General features: G+C 35.8%; 11 protein-coding genes. 10 read left to right on the top strand and 1 reads right to left on the bottom strand.

All coding sequences use genetic code 11. The annotated features are described in order from the left end of the window. Nucleotides 1-1721 (bottom strand): transketolase (gene tkt, locus CKF58_RS05540; RefSeq protein ID WP_119531795.1); only part of this gene is annotated, 1721 nt, incomplete at its 3' end. 358 nt (nucleotides 1722-2079) lie between these two features. On the opposite strand from tkt, the gene CKF58_RS05535 reads away from it, so the two are divergent. From CKF58_RS05535 to CKF58_RS05490, 10 genes are all read left to right on the top strand, one after another. Then, the gene (locus CKF58_RS05535) at nucleotides 2080-3411 is read left to right on the top strand and encodes a Sua5/YciO/YrdC/YwlC family protein (RefSeq protein WP_119531793.1); all 1332 of its coding nucleotides are present in this window, start codon (nucleotides 2080-2082) and stop codon (nucleotides 3409-3411) included. A gap of 142 nt (nucleotides 3412-3553) precedes the next feature. Then, nucleotides 3554-4405 (top strand): shikimate dehydrogenase, encoded by an 852-nt coding sequence (gene aroE, locus CKF58_RS05530; RefSeq protein WP_119531791.1) that lies wholly within the window; start codon nucleotides 3554-3556, stop codon nucleotides 4403-4405. A gap of 21 nt (nucleotides 4406-4426) precedes the next feature. Beyond that, nucleotides 4427-4813 carry a fluoride efflux transporter CrcB gene (crcB, locus tag CKF58_RS05525; RefSeq protein ID WP_119531789.1) on the top strand — a complete coding sequence of 129 codons (387 nt, stop codon included), beginning with the start codon at nucleotides 4427-4429 and terminating at the stop codon, nucleotides 4811-4813. Nucleotides 4814-5177: 364 nt separating this feature from the next. Continuing rightward, nucleotides 5178-6188: a tryptophan--tRNA ligase gene (gene trpS, locus CKF58_RS05520; RefSeq protein WP_119531787.1), complete on the top strand. Its 1011-nt coding sequence runs from the start codon at nucleotides 5178-5180 to the stop codon at nucleotides 6186-6188. A 64-nt stretch (nucleotides 6189-6252) separates the two neighbouring features. Then, entirely contained in the window at nucleotides 6253-7347 is a 1095-nt protein-coding gene (gene epmB, locus CKF58_RS05515) for an EF-P beta-lysylation protein EpmB (RefSeq protein ID WP_119531785.1), read from the top strand. A gap of 313 nt (nucleotides 7348-7660) precedes the next feature. Then, on the top strand, nucleotides 7661-8401 hold the full coding sequence (locus CKF58_RS05510) for an ATP-binding cassette domain-containing protein (RefSeq protein WP_119531783.1): 741 nt from the start codon (nucleotides 7661-7663) through the stop codon (nucleotides 8399-8401). Nucleotides 8402-8409: 8 nt separating this feature from the next. Further along, nucleotides 8410-9078: an ABC transporter permease subunit gene (locus tag CKF58_RS05505; RefSeq protein ID WP_119531781.1), complete on the top strand. Its 669-nt coding sequence runs from the start codon at nucleotides 8410-8412 to the stop codon at nucleotides 9076-9078. An 11-nt stretch (nucleotides 9079-9089) separates the two neighbouring features. Then, on the top strand, nucleotides 9090-9764 hold the full coding sequence (locus tag CKF58_RS05500; RefSeq protein WP_119531779.1) for an ABC transporter permease: 675 nt from the start codon (nucleotides 9090-9092) through the stop codon (nucleotides 9762-9764). Between the two features lie 222 nt (nucleotides 9765-9986). Continuing rightward, nucleotides 9987-10757 carry a transporter substrate-binding domain-containing protein gene (locus tag CKF58_RS05495; RefSeq protein ID WP_119531777.1) on the top strand — a complete coding sequence of 257 codons (771 nt, stop codon included), beginning with the start codon at nucleotides 9987-9989 and terminating at the stop codon, nucleotides 10755-10757. A gap of 404 nt (nucleotides 10758-11161) precedes the next feature. Next, entirely contained in the window at nucleotides 11162-14536 is a 3375-nt protein-coding gene (locus tag CKF58_RS05490) for an FUSC family membrane protein (RefSeq protein WP_119531775.1), read from the top strand. Nucleotides 14537-14613: the final 77 nt, after the last annotated feature.

Here is a 14613-nt window from a genome sequence, read left to right as displayed (position 1 = left end):
GCTACTTTAGCTGCTAAATCAACTTCAGAACCTGTAGCAATTAGAACTAATTCAGGGTTCGCTGAACCTTCAACTAGTACGTAACCACCTTTAGCAATATTTGCTACTTGTTGTGCTGTACGTTCTTGTTGTTCTAGGTTTTGACGAGTTAACACTAAAGCAGTTGGAGTTTGACGGTTAGCTAATAGAGCTTGTTTCCATGCAACTGCAGTTTCAACTTGGTCAGCAGGACGCCATACACTTAAGTTAGGAATTAGACGTAATTGAGCTGTGCTTTCGATTGGTTGGTGCGTTGGACCATCTTCACCTACACCAATTGAGTCGTGGGTAAATACGTAGATGGTTTGTAATTTCATCAATGCTGCCATACGCACTGCGTTTAACGCATAGCTTGAGAACATTAAGAAAGTACCGCCGTATGGTAAATGGTTGCCGTGTAATGCTAAACCATTCATAATACCAGCCATACCAAATTCACGTACACCGTAGTGAATGTAGTTACCTTTTACGCTACCAGGTAATACAGAAGTACAACCATTGAATACAGTTAAGTTAGATGGAGCTAAGTCAGCTGAACCACCAACAATTGAGCTAATGTGTGGTGCATAAGCATTTAAAGCATTTTGTGAAGCAGCACGTGTAGCGATTGCTTTTGGTTCGGCTTGTAATTTAGCGATAAATTCATCAGCTAAATTCTCTAAACCAGCTTCTAGCTCACCTTTTAAGCGCATTTCTAAACGAGCGCCATCTTCAGGGTATTTAGCTTTATAAGCGGATAATAATTCATTCCATTCATTTTCTAACTGTTGACCAGTTGTACGTGCATTCCAAGCGTTGTAAGCTTCTTCTGGCACGTAGAATGGTTCTAATGAAGGCCAGCCCATAGCTTCTTTAGTAGCTTTAATTTCGTCAGCGCCTAGTGGAGCACCATGAACATGGTGGCTACCTTCTTTATTAGGTGCACCTTTACCGATAACGGTTTTACAAATAATTAAAGTAGGTTTTTCGCTTTGTGCTTTAGCTTGGTCGATAGCTGCTTGAATTTGTTCAGCGTTGTGACCATCAACATTATCAATTACATTCCATTGATAAGCGCGGAAACGTTCAGCTGTATCATCTTTGAACCAACCATCGGTATCACCGTCGATTGAGATTTTATTTGAATCGTAGAATACGATTAGTTTATTTAAACCTAAAGTACCAGCTAAAGAACATGCTTCGTGCGAAATACCTTCCATTAAACAACCATCACCTAAGAACGCATAAGTGTAGTGGTCTACTGGTTTTAAATCTTCTTTATTAAATTCAGCTGCTAATAGTTGTTCAGCTAGCGCCATCCCAACTGCATTAGAAATACCTTGACCTAGTGGACCTGTAGTCGTTTCAACACCAGGCACATGGTGTACTTCAGGGTGACCTGGAGTACGTGAATTTAATTGACGGAAGTTTTTAAGTTCGGCCAATGGTAAGTCATAGCCCGATAAGTGTAATAAGCTATAAATTAACATTGAAGCATGACCATTAGATAACACGAAACGGTCACGGTTAGCCCAATGTGGGTTCTGTGGGTTGTGTTTTAAATTACGACGCCATAAAACTTCAGCAATTTCAGCCATCCCCATAGGTGCACCTGGGTGACCAGAGTTAGCTTTTTGTACACCGTCCATTGAGAGGACACGGATAGCATTAGCGCAAAGTTGTTTTAAATTTGGGTTAGTCATAGTGATTCCTTATGGTAAGGTGATTGCACTTGGCTAAAGGTGAACTTTAGCGACAAATTCGGTATAACAAACGATATCAAGAGTTTCTTTTCTTGAAGTAAAAGTTACGTTTGTTATGGGATATTTTTTCGTTTATATTATACGCCATTTTCCCCGTATACCTAAACAAATAGTAAAAAGTGTGATCTAGATCACACTTTTATCCCAAGTAATATTAAAGATTTTGTCGATTAGGTTAGGTATGTATGCATACCTATGATAAAATTGTATGGACTTGCTGCAAATTTAAGTAAGAAAAAATTTTGCTTTGGAAGCAGCACCAGATTTTAGATATAAGGCCCATAATAAAAGGAAAATTATGCCTTTGTTAAAAGTAGACTCATTAAAAGCTTTGGCGAAAGTACCAAATCTAAAAGAGCACATCATTGCTTATCCGACTGAATCAGTATTTGGTTTAGGATGTTTGGTAAATAAGCCAGAATTAATTGAGCAAGTTATTAATATTAAAAGTCGTAACGACGACAAGGGATTAGTAATTCTCGCATCAAAAGTAAGTCAATTAAAAGGGATCATTGATTTACGTGCTATTCCTAAAGATTTAAAAGCTATCTTAGAAGAGCTAAATTTTGCGCGTAATACTAGTCCGCACAATTTTTACAATTTTGCGGCAATTCCTGGAGTTAGTGCTACTTATAAAGAACGCATTGAAGGATATATTCGTCACTTTTTATCAGCACTTAATAGCCAACAGTTCTATAGTGAAGAAGATCATGTAATTAATCACCGTGATTTTGTGGTTGATGTTGCTAAACGCTATGAGCTCATCAAAGAAGGTAAGATTCATGGATACTTAGAACCTTGGGATCTCAAGGAATGGATGGAGAATTGGGAGAAAAAAGCCGAGAAAGAAAATGACAGAGATAACCTTAAACTCTTGAGAGAATATGAAAGAGATGAGGGGTATCGTTTAAATCGTTTACGTCATCTTACTATTTTTAGCCAATTCCTATTCCACCATTTACCAAACGATATGGTAAAAATGTCGGTTGAAGAGTTTAACGATTTTATCTATGAAACAGTTAAACTTTCGTGCTTACTGCATAATACAGGGCAAGGGATTACTTTACTCTTACCAGCCGCTCCAAGTTGTCCAGAAATTCTTAAAGGTAAATACGCTACGGTGGCAGTGCGCTTTACTAATGAACCTTTCCTTAAAGAATTAATTGAAACTATGGGTGGAGCTCTAATCTCGACAAGTGCGAACTATTCAGGACATGATTCAATTAATACACCGCAAGGTGTATATAAATTACTAGCTGCAGATGCGCGTTCTTACTTAATGGATAACGTAGTCGTAATTGATCAGACGGTGATTTATGGTCCACATAGTCATATTAAAGAGTCGATTTTAGTAAATCCTTTAAGCTTACGTAGTACACAAAATCTCCTTAAAAAGAAACGTGGTAAAGTACCATTACGTGGATTTAACCGTAATAAACAGTATTTATTTGCTTTAGATCATATTCGTCCAGCAAACATTGCTAATGTACTTTACTTAATGCTCTTAAGTATTTTAGATTTAGATGAACAACAAGCTCGATTTAAACATGATTTAATGCACGAGCTCAATGAATTAAAAGCAGTTAATCCTGATATTTACGAGAGAGTAGTACGTTACCAAGATCTATAATTAGCTCGTTTCAAACCTTGTTTAAGTAGTTACAGTAGCTACTACTTAAGATTAACTTGCTCTTACTTATTTCAACTTTTATCCCAATATAAAAAAGCTAGGCTTTGGGCTTAGCTTTTGTTTTTCTTTTAGGTACGAAGTTATGTCTTCAGATCGCTATTTAGTCTGGGGTAATCCCGTTTCTCACAGTTTATCACCACGTATTCATGAAATCTTTGCAGCCCAACGTGGTGAGCGTATTGATTATCGTCGTCGTGGTGATGGCATGGATGTAGATACATTTGTCCACGCTTTACAAAACTTCTTTGCTAATGAAGGGGGTAAAGGTTCAAATGTAACTTCTCCGTTTAAGAACATTGTTTACGAGCTAATCGCTAATCGTTCAGAAAGTTGTGAAATTGCACAAGCTTGTAATACGGTTATTAAAAAAGCAGATGGTTCTTTATACGCTGAAAACACCGATGGCTATGGTTTATCAACTGATTTAAAATCTTTAGGTTGGTTACAAGCTAATACTAAGATTTTAATTCTTGGAGCTGGTGGTGCGGTTACAGGTGTGCTTTTCCACTTATTAAAAGAAGGTGCACAAATTGATATTTTCAACCGTACTCGTGCTCGTGCTCAAGAAGTAGCTAAACGTTTTGCGAAATTTGGCAGTGTTCAAGCTGTAAACGAATACGACTTTAATGACTATGATTTAGTAATTAATGCCGTAGCTTATAAAAGTGGTGATAGTTCAGTAAACTTACGTACTACACGCATAGTTAATCCAAACACTAAGTTTTACGACATGCAATATACAGCTGTAGGTAAAACGCCATTTTTACAGTTTGTGGAACAGCTAGGTGTAGTAAATAATCAAGCTAATGGTTTAGGGATGTTAGTTTGCCAAGCAGCCTTATCGCACTATTATTGGTTTGGCATAATGCCAGATGCTCAAGCTTGCTTAGCGCAAATTCGTCAAGAACTTTCACAAGCAGCAAGTGCTCAATAAGCCTTTATTTTTCATAACAAGATGCTAGATTTTAAAACTCTAGGTGCTATTGCTATCGGAGCTATACTTGGTGCTTGGATCAGAGCTTACCTTTCAGCTTGGCTCAATCCTCAGTATCAATTATTGAATGTCGGTACTTTAGTGGCTAATGTCTTAGGTTGTTTTCTCATAGGAAGCATTCTTGTCTTAGGACAAAAAGCTTTAGTTAATCCTGTAGCACAACAACTATTAATTACTGGCTTTTTGGGTAGCTTAACTACTTTTTCGTCTTACTCTCTAGAGATTTGGCAAAAATTTCTTGCTGGGCAATGGCTAACTAGTGTTGCAGTAGCTGTTTTACATTTACTCTTAGGTTTTATTGCTTGCGGCATAGGTTATTACTTAACCAAAGCTTGTTTGAAAGCTTAAAGTAGCAAGAGCTGTTTCCAAAACAAAATAGCATTTGCTGTACAATCTGCTGTAGCTATAAAAACAACACTAATAGTAAAAGCTCCAATGACGAAAAAGTAGCAACAACTTGCTAAACTAATACCTAAATAGTAAAATAAAAAATAATATATTCTATACTTTGTTACTAGTGCAAGCGAGATAACTTGAAGCTATATTTAATCTTCATTAAATCTTGATTAAATCCTAATTAAATCTTAACCTTTATAATTTAGTTATAGGGCAAGATTTAGGGGTATAGCTTTGAGTTAGTGTCTTTAGCTGAACTAGTAACCCCAGTTTTTTAGTGATCGCAAGATCTTCACTGTTCTTCACTAAGGTAATTATGAGTAAACCAGTAATTTTAAGCGGAATTCAACCTTCAGGTTCGTTAAGTCTAGGTAACTATTTAGGCTCATTACGTAACTGGGTTAAATTACAAGATGATTATGACTGCTTTTACTGTGTAGTTGATTTACACGCAATTACAGTACGTCAAGATCCAGAAGCTTTACGTAAAGCTAGTTTAGACATGGTAGCTTTATACTTAGCTGCTGGTATTGATCCAGAAAAAAGCACTATCTTTATCCAAAGTCATGTCCATGAGCATGCTGAATTAGGTTGGTTACTCAATTGCTATACCTACTTTGGAGAACTAAGCCGCATGACACAATTTAAAGATAAATCAGCACGCTATGAAGCGAATGTAACAGCTGGTTTATTTGACTATCCGGTATTAATGGCAGCCGATATTCTTTTATATGATGCTGACTTAGTGCCAGTGGGGGCGGATCAAAAACAACACTTAGAATTATGTCGTGATGTAGCTGACCGTTGTAATAAAATTTATGGTATAGATACTTTTAAAGTGCCTAATCCATTTATTGCTCCGGCAGGTGCGCGTGTAATGTCATTACAAGATCCAAGTAAGAAAATGTCAAAATCAGATGACAATGCTAACAATGTAATTTACTTACTTGAAGATCTGAAAAAAGTTACGAAAAAATTCAAATCAGCCGTAACTGATAGCGATGATCCACCACGTGTAATTTACGATGTAGAAAATAAACCAGGTGTCTCAAATCTTTTAGATATAGCTTCAGCAGTAACAGGTAAAACTGTAGCTGAATTAGAAGCCGAGTTTAAAGACTCGATGTACGGTCACTTTAAAACTTACGTGGCTGAACAAGTTTGTGCTTTGCTAGAAGATTTACAAACTAAATATGCTTACTACCGCAATAATGAAGAACTTTTAAATAAAATTATTGCCGATGGTGCAGCTAAAGCGAGTGCACGTGCTAAACCTACTTTAGATAGATTTAAACAACGCATTGGTTTTGTGTTACCACAAAAATAAGAATTTTCCAACCTAGGACGTGACTTGAGGTTACGTCCTTTTCCGTTGTCTTTTATATATCAGTATGACTGAGCAATTAGAAACAGCTAGTAGTCCATCTTTGACTCAACTCTTAACTATAGATAATAGTTGGAAAAGAGAACTAGCAAGTGCGTTTAAAGATCCTTTAACGCTTTTAGAATATTTACAAATTAAACCAACTAGCAAAAGTAAAACTGCAGGCTTACCTCTATTAAGTAAATTTGATTTTCCTATGCTCGTGCCGCAATATTTTGCCGATCTAATTGAGAAAGGAAATATTGATGATCCAATTTTGCTGCAAGTTTTACCCTTTGCGAGTGAGCAGATTACTCATCCCGATTTCGTTTTACAGCCTTTAGACGAACAAGATAACTTTATTCCTGTAGCTAATATTGTGCATAAGTATGCCGATCGTTTACTCTTTTTACCGAAAGGAGCTTGTGCCGTAAATTGTCGTTATTGTTTTCGTCGTAACTTCCCTTATGCCGAACTTGAGGGAGGTAAAGAACAGTGGCAAGCTTCACTTGAATATGCTTTTATACAAAACATTACCGAGTTAATTCTATCTGGTGGTGATCCGTTAATGATGACCGATAAAGAGTTTGCATGGCTAGGTGAACAAGTATTAGCTTTTAATGCTCGACAAAAAGCTCAAGGTAAAGCTCCGATTGATCGTATTCGCATTCACTCACGTTTACCAGTAGTATTACCAAATCGCATAACGCAAGACTTTATTACTTTATGCCAAGCATTAATTGCTCAAGAAGTGCAAGTAATCCTTGTGACGCATATAAATCATGGTAATGAAGTTTCAGCTTTGTTAAAAGCCAAATTACATCTGTTAGCACAAGCTAGTTTAACTCTGCTAAATCAAAGTGTACTCTTAAAAGGGGTAAATGATAATCCAGAAGTTTTAGCCGAGCTATCACATAAATTGTTTAAGGCACGAGTATTACCTTACTACTTACATTTACTAGATAAGGTAACTGGTGCAACTTATTTCTATGTACCTGATGAACGGGCTTTAGAGATTTATGCCCAGTTACAAAAACTAACTTCAGGTTATCTTGTACCGAAATTAGCCCGTGAAATAGTAGGTGAACCTCATAAAACTCTTTACACTACCGGTTGTAACTAATTTGTCCTTGCTAATAATTTGTATTATTCATACGTAAGAACAAACGTAAGGGAAAAACTTTTTTACTCTGTTTATTAAGAGGTTAAAGAAAAAGTTTTTAAGGCTTAATTTTGCGAAAAATGCAAAATCTTACGTGTGTTTTTGTGGTAAGTGATTGAAATTTGAATTAAAAATTAGTAGGTTTTGGAACGTAGGTGTAAAAGTTGTAAAAGTTAATGCAAAATTTGCAAAAATTTTACATTTTTTCGTAGTTGCATAGCAGGCTATTATTCAGTAAAATGGATTTATACCATTACAAAAAAAGAGAAAAAGAATGCACAAAATAAAAATTTCGAATATGAACATGTTCTATGGCAAGACCCAAGCCTTATTTGATGTGTCTTGTGAATTAGAACAGGGAAAAGTTTCTGTACTTCTTGGTAAGTCAGGAGCTGGGAAAAGTACGTTTATTCGTACGTTAAATTTACTTGAAGTGCCGGCAAGCGGAAAAATGGAAATTGTAGGCATGGAAGTGGATTTTAGTAAGGGCATTAGTGAAGCTCAAGCGCTAAAATTACGTCGTAAAGTGGGTATGGTGTTTCAAAACTATAACCTATGGCCACACTTAACCGTGCTTGAAAATTTAACTTATGCTCCGCTAACTTTAAAAATGCTTACTAAAGAGCAAGCAATTGAAAAAGCACAAAATCTTCTTGCAAGATTACAAATTAGCGAACATGCAAAAAAATATCCTCTGCAACTATCTGGAGGACAACAACAGCGTGTAGCTATTTGTCGTGCTTTAATGATGAATCCTGAAGTATTACTTTATGATGAACCAACTGCAGCTCTTGATCCAAGTATTACTAGCCAAGTAGCACAAATTATCAACGAATTATCAAGTACAGGCGTAACGCAAATCGTAGTTACGCACGATGTTGGTTTTGCTAAACAAATCGCTCATAAAGTTTATTACTTTGAAGATGGAAGATTAGAAACTACAGGCACAAATCCTGAAATTTTTAATAATCCAACTAATGCTAAATTCCAAACCTACATGAACTTTAGTAAGTAGGAGGCAAGATGGACGTAAATCTTAGTCTTCTAACCCTAGTTCTTAAAGGGGCATTAATGACCATTACTGTGTCATTTTTGTCGATGCTTTTAGGGATGGTGATTGCGATTATTTTCCTTGCTTTACAAAAGATCCCGTTTAAACCTATTAATTACTTATTTGAATTAGTCCTCATGATGCTAAGAGGTCTGCCAGAAATTGTTATGGTGTTCTTAGTATTTTATGGTGGTAGTCAAATTTTAAGTAATTTTGAAATAGATTTAAGTGCTTTTGTGGCTGGGGTAGTGGCACTAGGGATTGTTTTTGCGGCTTATGGTTCACAAACTTTAAGAGGAGCAATCGAGTCGATCCCAAGCGGTCAATGGTTAGCAGCCAAATCGTTAGGTATTGGACGCGTAAATACCTTTTTCAAAATTATTCTGCCGCAAATGTGGCGTCAAGCTCTACCTGGTTTAACTAATCAATGGTTATCGTTGCTAAAAGATTCTTCTTTAGTATCAACGATTGGGATTGGTGAAATTATTTATACCACTGGTTCGGTGATCAAAGTCACGCACCAACCATTTACGTGGTATATCATTGCAGCCATCCTATACTTAGTTATTACTATTGTAAGTAACTTTTTCATTAAACGTCTAGATAAACGTTTTAATGCCTATTTAGTTCCAGTTAAATAAGAGACTTGATTATGCTACAAGATTATCTTGACGCGTTGCAAAACATTGCCCAAGGTATTCCTACTACGCTCTTAATAACGTTAGGGGGATTAATTACGGCATTTATTGTGGCGCTTATCTGTACGACCTTAAAATTTATCGGTCCTAAACCAGTAGGCAAAGTAATCGACTTTTATGTACTTTGTTTCTCTGGTACACCTTTATTATTCCAATACTTTATTTTTTACTACAGCCCAACGCAATTTAGTTCGCTTGAAGGTACATGGCTTTTAGATCTTTTTAGTAACACTTGGTTTGTAGCTATCTTAACCTGTGGTTTAAACTCAGGAGCCTATACGACTATTATCTTCTCGGGGGCAGTAAAAAATATTGATCGTGGACAATGGGAAGTTTGTAAATCTATGGGATTATCTAAATTCCAAACTTACAAATTACTCTTCCCATACGGTTTACGCCGTGTTTTACCAACTTACTCAAATGAAGTTGTTTTATTATTTAAAGGTACATCTTTAGTTAGTATGATAACCGTAACTGATATTTTTGGTTATGCGAAAAACTACTATGGTGAAACCTACGATGCTATTACCGCCTTTATTTCGGCAGGTATCATTTACTTAATTATTAGTATGATCCTAACCTTAAGCTTACGCTTAATTGAAAAACACTGGTTAAAATACGCGATTTAGTAGCTATGCATTTAGGTGCTAGCTATCCTCAGCTCAAGCAGGCTTGAACTGGGGATAGCTTAGGCTTTTTTACAAACGTCGCGTTCTGGTATAAAGGGTTGAAAGCAATGTAATTATTGTGCATTCTCAAAGCGCTGACGTTTGTTTACATTGTTATTCAACCTTTTTTTACACTCTATATTTTTTAGGGTTTTCATTTTTACGATTGATTGAGATATAGTTATGACAAATTACAGTAAAATTTTAACTAAAGTGGTACGTATTAGTTCCTTACTAACTTTAAGCTTAAGTAGCATACAAGCGCATGCCCAACTAGATAAAAGTAAAACCTACATCGTAGGTACTGAAGCTACTTATGCTCCTTATGAATACTTAAATGCTAAAGGAGAGCTTGAGGGCTTTGATATTGATCTAGTAAATTATATTTGTAAAGAAATTGGTATTAAATGCCAAGTGGTAAACCAATCGTTTGAAGGTTTAATTCCGAATTTAAATTACAAGAAAATCGATTTAGCTATCGCCGGTTTTCATCCAACCAAAAACAGAATTAAAGTTGTAAGTTTTTCTGATGAATACCTACCTAAAACTCCAAATTACTATGTAGTATATAAACCTGCTGGTTTTAGTTCAGCCCAAGAGTTAAAAACCGTAGGTACGCAAATTGGTACTTCACAAGCGGCATATTTAGAGCAAAAAACTTCATACAAAGTAGTTAAATATGATACTAATGATTTAGCTTATTTAGATTTAGCTGCTAAACGGATCGATGCTTACTTATTGGATGCAACGGTTGCCAAACAAACTTTAGCAGCAAATAGTAATTTTGCGCTTTTACAACCAGCTGTTAATGATGATATTTTTGGTTTATCAGGTCCAGCAATTGCTGTGAAAAAAGGTAATAAAGATTTACTTGCGGCAATTAACCAAGCTATTGCTAAAGCTAAAAGCTCAGGTTATATCGAACAACTAAAAGCTAAATATAAAATAGATTAAGCTATACAAGAAAAAGATGACGTATGTCATCTTTTTCGCGTTTTGGGTTATGTATTATGCAACTAAAACTTCAACTAAAACTTCAGCACTAAGCTATACCCGACAAAACCACTAAAAAATTATTAGATTTTAATATTTACTTTTACCGAGATTTAGTGAGTACGCAAAAGCAGATTAACCGTATGCTCTTACGAGCTCACTAAAGCGTGAAAAATTGTGAGTTTATCAAGAATTAACGGGATATTTGCCAGTGCAAATTACAAATAAAAGGAGTAAAATATGGGGTTGTATTTCTCGTTTTATCTTCAAGCTATTATATTTAGCAGATAAACATAAAATTGTTTGCGCTTTAGTAAGCAAAGGTGTAAATTTAATAGCTTTTTACTTAATAGCGTAGTGACTATATGTCTAACAAATTTAAGTCTATTATTAAATATCAGTGGGTTAATGTTTTACCGACTTTTATTTCGGCAAGTATTATTCTCAGTTTCTTAGGGGTTTTAGATTTATTTTCGCTCTACTTACCTATGTCTTTAGGCTTAATTGCCGGTGGGGTTGTAGATGCGGATAACCGTTTTTCTGGTAAGGTCAAGAATGCGGTATTGATTTTCTTTTTATTCTTAATTGCCGAACTGGCTGTACTCTATACTTACCAAAACTTTGTGCTTCTCTGGATAACTAGTATTGTCCTCTCATTTATCTTTGTGATGAGTGGAGCTTTTAGTAAGAGCTTAAAAATTGTCGGTTTTGGAGGAGTACTAATAATTTGCTATAGCATGTTCTTAGCGTTCCATGCAACGAACTTTACTATGGCAGTTGAACATATGCTCTATATGTTAGTAGCAGCTATGTTCTATACAGGTATCAGTTTAATTATTCATATACTATTTCCAAACCGTGGGATTAAGAATAATATTTCTGATTTATATAACGCACTTAGTGAGTTTCTATCTATTAAGGGCACGTTCTTTGATCCAGATGACGATACCTATCGTCGTGAGTTTACTTCAACTGATCAAGAGAACGGTGGGGCTTTAATTGCGCATAATTATTACAATAAGAATTTTGAAAAAGCACGTAATAATTTAATTGCTCAATTTGAAAGATCAAAAGCTTCACTAATTATTCGTATTAAGTCGTTTGGTAAACGTAAAACCACCAGCGACATGATGCGTTATTACTTAACGGCTGATAATATTTTTAAGTCACTTGATTTTAACTTACAAGATTATCAACCGTTAAAAGATCGTCTACAAGATTCGGACATTATGTTCCGAATTCAACGTATTCTAATGCTTTTTGCTGCTTCGGCAGCCCAATTCTCATACGATCTTAAAAGTGAACGTATGACTTCGTTAGATAAACGCATTCTAATTTCAATTGAGCGTTTAGAAAACTCAATTAATAAGCAACAAGCTTTACACTATTATCATGTAGATAGCTTACAGTTGCTGCTTACAAAACTTAAAAAAGTTTATTGGTTATTCCAAAATATTAATAACCATGAACAAGCGCAACAAGGTATTGCACAATTAACACAAGAGCGTCGTAAAGTTAATTTCCGCTTAAAATTACAAGAAGCAATGCAAAGCTTTAGTTTTAAATCACCTGTAATGCGTCATGCAATTCGGGTGTCGATTTTACTGTTTATGTCTTGCTTTGTTTTCAAGTTCTTAACTTTACAGTTTGCTTTCTGGTTTATGATGGCTGGGGTACTTGTTATTCAGCCAAATTATAGTTTAACTAAGACTAGGGTTAAACACAGGGTATTAGGTTCTATTGCCGGAGCACTACTTGGTTCGTGCTTAGCGTTTAATATTGAAACCATGCCTTTAGAGCTTTGTTTATCAGGCATTATTACTCTAACCCTATTCCAAGTAACTAAAGCCTTAAACTATGGTTATTCAACCATGTTCCTAACCATGGCAGTGTTTGCAACATTCCGTACGGCTGGTATGGGTCTTGATGCCTATATAGTTGCAGAACGTATAGTAGCAAATACTTTAGGTGCTGGTTTATGTTACTTAGTAATGAGTTATGTTCTTCCTGAATGGAAATACTTAGATTTAGGTAAATCTGTACGTTCGGTTTACGATTACAATAAACGTTTATTACTTTCATTACTAGGTATGATTGGTAAAAATCATCAAGTTACCATTTTTGATTTAAGTAAACGTTACGTAATGGCACAAAATGCCCATTTACGTTTACAAAGTATTGTTGCTAATATTGTTAATGAACCGAAGATTTATCGTTTATACATTACGCCATCGATTAAATTAATGGCTCTTAATGACTATATTCTGTCAAATCTAAGTTTAATTAATCAATTACTCATTGAAGCCAGCGAAAGCAATAAACTTGAGGAAATTGAAGCTAATACCATTACCTTAATGGAAAAATTAGCCGTAGTGTATAGCAATCTCTATAGCTATATGGACGATGAATTACGGATTACGGTAGGGAAATTCGTCGCAGAAGCTAATGAATTAGCGAATGCCGATGAAGATGAACACGAAGTGTTCAACTTAAATTTCTACTTACGTGAAAAGATCGTGGGTATTGCCGTAGCTTTAATCAACTATCGTCGTGAGTTAGCACAAATTTATCAACTTTATAAGATTGATCATAAATTAATCGAACGTGCTACAGAAAGCAAAATGAGTAAATCACAAGCGCAAAATACAGCTAGTGCTACTGGTGCCGCAGCTGCTGCTATGGATTCTGAAGCTGTAGCTAAAAATTCTAACGCTCTTGAACAAGCTGCGCGTAGTGCAAATACTACTGTAGAAAACGTAAGTGCTCAAGAAGTTGGTAATTCAACTACTGCGCAAACTGGTTCAGATTTAGAGCAATCAAGTGCTGAACAATCGCAAGCCATTGCTTCTCTTCAGCAAAAAGATAGCTCACAACAGCAAGCGAGTGAAAGTTCTGTGCCAAGTCAAACTGTTACTCAAGCGGGTAGCACGAATACGACCCATAAAACTAGCTCAAAAAGTAGTTCTAGTGGTGCTAAAGATAGTGCTAATGCTACTAAAAATACAGCAACTAGTGATAATCAAGAGCAAGTATATGAGCAAACACAAGAGTTTATTAGCTTAGCAGCACAAAACTCAATTAATGACATTAAAGCAGGCGCAAACCAAGAACAAGTTGAACAAATCATTAAACACTGTTTAGGAGTTAATGAGGATAGTGAAACTAATCTTGATAGTGCTGTAATTAATAGTAATGAGAATAGTGAGAACCAAGTTTCTCATGCGGTTAATAATGCTTCTGCTACACGTGCTAATAATATGCATGAACAGCAAATTGCACAAGAGGTTAATACCGCTCAAGAGATTAACTCTGCTAAAAATGCACCTCCTAGTGCAACTAGTCATAATGCTTCATTAATTGATATGGTAGAAGCGCAAGCTCCAGCGGTTGTTGAAGCGCAAATGCCGATTCCTGAGCTAGATGCTGCACAAGCACAGGCGGAATTAGCAGCACAAGCTGCACAAAACCGTCAGGCAGCTGAACGCTTAGTAGCGGCTGAATTAGAAAATACTCCAAGTTCAGAAGATGACATTTTTACCGATTACTTAACTAGTCGAGAAGTTGAAATGGCTAAACAAATTGAACAAGAAGTATTTTGGCATGACACTGCAGATGAATTAGCGCGTATTGAAAAACAAGAAGCTGATGAAACTGCAGCGCAGGCTGAACAGGCTGCACAAACTAATCAACAAGCAGATAAATTTGCTCAAGACAATTTAACTAAACAATACGACAAATAAGTCGTAAATGCTAAAAGCTAGAGATGTTTTCTTAACACCTCTAGCTTTTTTGTTTTGCCCGTCTTAGCTTTGGTCTT

Source organism: Psittacicella hinzii, from assembly GCF_003585935.1.
Classification (GTDB): Bacteria; Pseudomonadota; Gammaproteobacteria; order Enterobacterales; family Psittacicellaceae; genus Psittacicella; species Psittacicella hinzii.
Note: the sequence above shows the minus strand (reverse complement) of the source record. Positions and strands in the feature narration are given on the sequence as shown.

Excerpts from the sequence above, each read along its gene's own strand:
- CKF58_RS05500 (WP_119531779.1), top strand. The coding sequence starts at position 9,090 with ATGCTACAAGATTATCTTGACGCGTTGCAAAACATTGCCCAAGGTATT.
- epmB (WP_119531785.1), top strand. The coding sequence starts at position 6,253 with ATGACTGAGCAATTAGAAACAGCTAGTAGTCCATCTTTGACTCAACTC.
- CKF58_RS05495 (WP_119531777.1), top strand. The coding sequence starts at position 9,987 with ATGACAAATTACAGTAAAATTTTAACTAAAGTGGTACGTATTAGTTCC.
- aroE (WP_119531791.1), top strand. The coding sequence starts at position 3,554 with ATGTCTTCAGATCGCTATTTAGTCTGGGGTAATCCCGTTTCTCACAGT.
- crcB (WP_119531789.1), top strand. The coding sequence starts at position 4,427 with ATGCTAGATTTTAAAACTCTAGGTGCTATTGCTATCGGAGCTATACTT.
- CKF58_RS05510 (WP_119531783.1), top strand. The coding sequence starts at position 7,661 with ATGCACAAAATAAAAATTTCGAATATGAACATGTTCTATGGCAAGACC.
- CKF58_RS05535 (WP_119531793.1), top strand. The coding sequence starts at position 2,080 with ATGCCTTTGTTAAAAGTAGACTCATTAAAAGCTTTGGCGAAAGTACCA.
- trpS (WP_119531787.1), top strand. The coding sequence starts at position 5,178 with ATGAGTAAACCAGTAATTTTAAGCGGAATTCAACCTTCAGGTTCGTTA.
- CKF58_RS05490 (WP_119531775.1), top strand. The coding sequence starts at position 11,162 with ATGTCTAACAAATTTAAGTCTATTATTAAATATCAGTGGGTTAATGTT.
- CKF58_RS05505 (WP_119531781.1), top strand. The coding sequence starts at position 8,410 with ATGGACGTAAATCTTAGTCTTCTAACCCTAGTTCTTAAAGGGGCATTA.